2 protein-coding genes and 1 rRNA gene are annotated in these 4,859 nt (G+C 64.0%); all 3 read left to right on the forward strand.

The genetic code is table 11. The features are described 5' to 3' along the window. Positions 1 to 76, forward strand: a 5S ribosomal RNA gene (gene rrf / locus CXQ88_RS22880); the annotation flags it as partial. A gap of 162 nt (positions 77 to 238) precedes the next feature. After that, entirely contained in the window at positions 239 to 1,246 is a 1,008-nt protein-coding gene (locus CXQ88_RS21215; protein WP_104046134.1) for a LacI family DNA-binding transcriptional regulator, read from the forward strand. Positions 1,247 to 1,369: 123 nt separating this feature from the next. Beyond that, positions 1,370 to 4,402, forward strand: a complete 3,033-nt coding sequence (locus CXQ88_RS21220) for a glycoside hydrolase family 2 TIM barrel-domain containing protein (protein ID WP_104046135.1) — start codon at positions 1,370 to 1,372, stop codon at positions 4,400 to 4,402. Positions 4,403 to 4,859: the final 457 nt, after the last annotated feature.

The following is a 4,859-nucleotide window of genomic DNA, read 5'->3' on the forward strand; positions in this document are numbered from 1 at the left end:
GAACCCGGAAGCTAAGACCCACAGCGCCGATGGTACTGCACCCGGGAGGGTGTGGGAGAGTAGGTCACCGCCGGACACACATTACGAGTAGGGCCCTGACACCAGATGTCAGGGCCCTACCGCTTTAACCACCCACACCACACCACACCCCGGATGGGCCATCAGATAGAGCCCCCAAAAGGGCCCCAACACAACCACAACTGATAGCGCAACCAAAGCTGCCGCCTAGACTTACGGCATGACCCCGAGTTCCCGCGAGCCGCGCATTCGCCGGGCCACCATCCTGGATGTTGCGGCTGCTGCCGGTGTTTCACGCCAGACCGTGACCCGCGCCATGAACGACATGACCGGAATCAGCCCGGCCACCCGGGAGCGCGTCCAACAGCTCGCGGGAGAGCTGGGCTACACCCCCAGCCGGTTTGCGAAGGGCCTGGTGCAGGGTGCCCGCGTCTCCCTGGGGCTAGCCATACCTGACCTCACCAACCCGTACTTCCCTGCCTTCGCTTCCAGCGTGGTCGAGGTGGCAAGCCAGAGGGGCTGGAACGTGGTGGTTGATGATTTTGGCCACGGCAGCGGCAGTGGCCTGGACGCCGTGACCCGCCTGGCACCACAGGTCGACGCCCTTGTCGGCTATCTTGGTGCCTGCTCGAGTGATGCCCAGGCACTGATGGGCCGACGCCCGGTAGTAGTGCTCGATTACCCGTCAGGCCAAGCAGCTGGCTGCATCTCCTTTGACTACTCCCGTGGAGCGCGAATTGCCTTGGAACGCCTCAGGGAAGTTGGCTGCAGGCAGATCGCCTATCTTGATTCGGACCAAGAGGGCCGCGTCACCACCCGCGGCCGGGCAGTCGCTGATGCCGCGGCTGGCGCCGGCATCAGGCTCACCGTCCGGCAAAGCGTTGACTCCGCCGCTGCGGCCCGGGCAGCTGTCCAATCCATGATTGAACAGCATGCCGGGATTGACGGGCTCTTAGTATTCAATGACCTCATGGCAGCAGGGGCACTTAAAGCCCTGCACGGGGCGGGCAGAACGGTGCCGGGGGACTGCGCCGTGATCGGAATGGACGGGATACCTTTGGGGGAGCTCGTGACACCCGAGCTGACCACTCTGTCCCTCGACCTTCGCGCGGTTGGGCGGGCCGCCGTCGACCTCGTCGATAACCTGCTGACCGGCACCGTGGAGGCTGGAAGCGAAGGTGCCGTGCTGGTGCTCCAACACAAGCTCGTCCTTCGTCAGTCGGCCTGACCCTACTCAACTCGGACAAAGTCGACTACGATCAGCATGCGTCCCGTGAACGTTCACGTCAGGGGCCAGGAACCGAACGCCCGCCTGTAACCCTTCCGATAAACCTATGAAGCAAGGAAGCCCATGTCAGTTCAATCGCCCTCCGTGCTGGCCGGCGTCGGCCCGGAACTCACCCCAGAATTGCCTGCCGCCAGCCTCGAACTTGGCGCCGAGAGCCTCCTGGAGCTGTCCTCTCTGGAGCCGGGCACGGGCAGCCTGCCTGCGCGGGCTTACCTGGAGAGTGACGCCCCAAAGCTGTCACTCAACGGGGAGTGGCAGTTCCGCCTCAGCGCGGGAATCCGAACGGCACCTGATGACGGCTGGCAGCAGGGAAGGGATCTGAACGGATTCGAAAGCCTGCCCGTGCCGTCCAACTGGTCCATGCATGGTCACGGTGGTCCCGCGTACACCAACGTCCAGTTCCCGTTTGCCGTTGAGCCGCCGCACGTGCCCGAGGCCAACCCGATTGGTGACCACGTGGTGGTATTTGAGGCCGGGCCCGAGTTCCTTCCGCATGCACTTCTGCGGTTTGACGGCATCGAGTCTGCTGGAACTGTGTGGTTGAACGGAGTGGAACTCGGCACCACCCGCGGCAGCAGACTGGCCCACGAATTCGACGTGTCCGCGGTCCTTAAGGAAGGCAAAAACACCCTGGCCGTGCGCGTCGCCCAGTTCTCGGCCGCCAGCTACGCGGAAGACCAGGATATGTGGTGGCTCCCCGGCATCTTCCGGGACGTCGCCCTGCAGGCCCGTCCGGCCGCGGGCATCGATGACGTCTTTGTCCACGCCGACTACGACCACCTGAGCGGCGAAGGCATTCTCAAGGTGGAAGCAAGCCGGGGCGGCCAGGCGATTCACGCCGTCGTGCGCGTTCCGGAACTGAACCTGGAACTCACCGCCGGCACCGAGGTGCGCGTCCCTGCCGTCGGTCCGTGGTCGGCTGAGATGCCCCGGCTATACGAGGCAACGGTCAGTACGCAAGGGGAATCCGTGGCCCTGCAGGTGGGCTTCCGCAGCATTGTCATTGAAGACGCGCAGTTCAAGGTCAACGGCCGGCGGACCCTGCTGCGCGGCGTCAACCGCCACGAGCACCACCCCCGCCTTGGCCGGGTGGTGCCCCGGGATGTGGTGGAGGCCGAGCTGCGGCTTATGAAGCAGCACAACATCAACGCCATCCGAACGTCCCACTACCCGCCGCATCCGGACTTCCTTGCACTTGCGGACCAGCTTGGCTTCTACGTTGTGCTTGAATGCGACCTCGAAACGCACGGCTTTGAGAGCGCCGGCTGGGCCGGAAATCCCAGCGATGATCCCCGGTGGGAAACTGCGCTGGTAGACCGCATGCGCCGCACTGTGGAGCGTGACAAGAACCACGCGGCGGTGGTCATGTGGTCGCTGGGCAACGAGGCCGGCACCGGCAGGAACCTCGCCGCCATGTCGCGCTGGACCAAGGACCGGGACCCGTCCCGGCCCATCCATTACGAGGGTGACTGGTCCTCGGCGTACGTTGACGTTTACTCCCGCATGTACGCCAGCCAGGCGGAAACAGCACTGATCGGGCAGGGGATCGAGCCGGCCCTGGAAGACGCCGAGCTGGACATCCGACGCCGGGCCATGCCATTTGTGCTCTGCGAATATGTCCATGCCATGGGCAACGGCCCCGGCGGCATGAGCGAGTACCAGGAGCTTTTCCAGAAGTACCCCCGCCTGATGGGCGGCTTTGTGTGGGAATGGCTGGAACACGGCATCACCGTCGCTTCACCGGCCGGCGGCGAGCACTACGCCTACGGCGGGGACTTCGGTGAGGAAGTCCACGACGGCAACTTCGTCACCGATGGGCTGGTGGACCCGGACCGCAACCCCAGGCCGGGGTTGCTGGACTTCAAAAAGGTCATCGAACCGCTGCACATCACCGTGGCCGCCGACTGGTCCGGCTTCACCGTCCGCAACGGCCACGACTTTGCAGACACTGGCGCCTACAGCTTCCGTTACGGGGTGGAGGCCGACGGCGGCACGCTCGGCGCAGGCACGGTGGACGTCGAGTCCGTGGCACCTCAGGCCGAAGCAGTTGTGGGGCTTCCGGGCAGTGTTGCCTCTCTGGCTGCAGGCCTGCCCGACGGCCAGCCGGCGGTGCTGACTGTGAGTGCAGTCCTCGCCACTGATTCAGCGTGGGCTTCAGCTGGGCATGAGCTTGCGTGGGGGCAATCGGTTCGGTCGCGTGACGCCAGGGTTCAGCTGGCGCCCCTTGAACCCGTGCTCGTTCAGGACAGCGAACTTCACCTGGGGCCTGTGGTGTTCAGCCGAATTACCGGAATGCCCACCTCCATTGGCGGCGTGCCCGTGGAGAAGCTGGGCCTGACGTTGTGGTGGCCGCCTACAGACAATGACCTCGGCCGGGAATGGGGCGGCACCGATGAGCGCCCGCTCGCCACGCAATGGAAGGATGCCAGGCTGAACCTCCTCCACGCCCGGCTGCTGGGCATTAGCGCGGACGCGAGCCCGGAAGGCGGGGAAACGCTGACGGTGCGTACCCGCGTGAGCGCTGCGGACAAGCAGTACGGAGTTTTTGTGGATTACACCTGGAGCAGCGACGGCGAAACGGTTGCACTCCGGACCCAGGTCCGGCTTGACGGCAAGTGGGTCAACCGGGGTTTTGAAGTGGAATGGGCGCGGATAGGGCTGGAACTCGTGCTGGGTGAAGAGACGTCGACCGTGAGTTGGTTCGGCCAGGGCCCCCACCAGAGCTATCCGGACACAGGACAGGGGACGCGGACGGGCTGGTTCTCGAATTCCCTGGCAGAGATGGACGTGGACTACGTGCGGCCACAGGAGTCCGGGGCCCGGTCCGGGGTGCGCTCGGCCGCCCTGGCGGTGGGTGGCAGCACGCTCGAAATTTCCGGTGATCCCTTTGCCTTGACTGTCCGGCCGTATGACATGAACGTTCTGCATGCAGCGGCCCATCGTCCGGACTTGAAGGCCGACGGGCGGACCTACGTGTATCTCGACCATGCGCTCCGGGGCGTAGGCACCGCTGCCTGTGGCCCCGGCGTCCTGGAGCATTACCGCCTTAAGCCGCGGGAAGCGGACTTCAAGTTGAGCCTTAAGGTCCGTAGCTGAGTGGCCAAAAAGAATGTGAGCCAGTCCATAGCCGCGAAGACCGCGGTGCGGACACGCTAGCTTCGGTCCTGCGCCCTCAAAAACCCTGTGGTGGCGGGGGTTTTGGGGGTGTGGGGTGGGTGTGGGGGTGGATTTGCGGGTTGGTGTGGGGGCGTGTATTGTTTTCTGAGTCGCCGCCGCTGATGCGGAAAGATTGCGGCCAACCCCCTTTTTTGAACAGCCTGGAATATGGTGCGCTTTTGGGCGTGCTGGTTTGGGTGGGGCCGGGTTCCTGGAGTTTGTGTCGCGGAAACGCTGATTTGCAAAGCTTCCGGGGTTCGGGTAAGTTTGGAAAGTTGCTCCGGAGCGATTCATGACTGTGATGTTGTGGTGGTGCCGGGTGTGTCTGTTGTTTGAGAACTCAATAGTGTGCCAAGTTTGTTGATACCAATTGTTTTAGTGATTGGTTGAATTGACT

Origin of the sequence: Arthrobacter sp. ZGTC412 (assembly GCF_002929215.1) — a bacterium.
Lineage (GTDB): Bacteria > Actinomycetota > Actinomycetes > Actinomycetales > Micrococcaceae > Arthrobacter.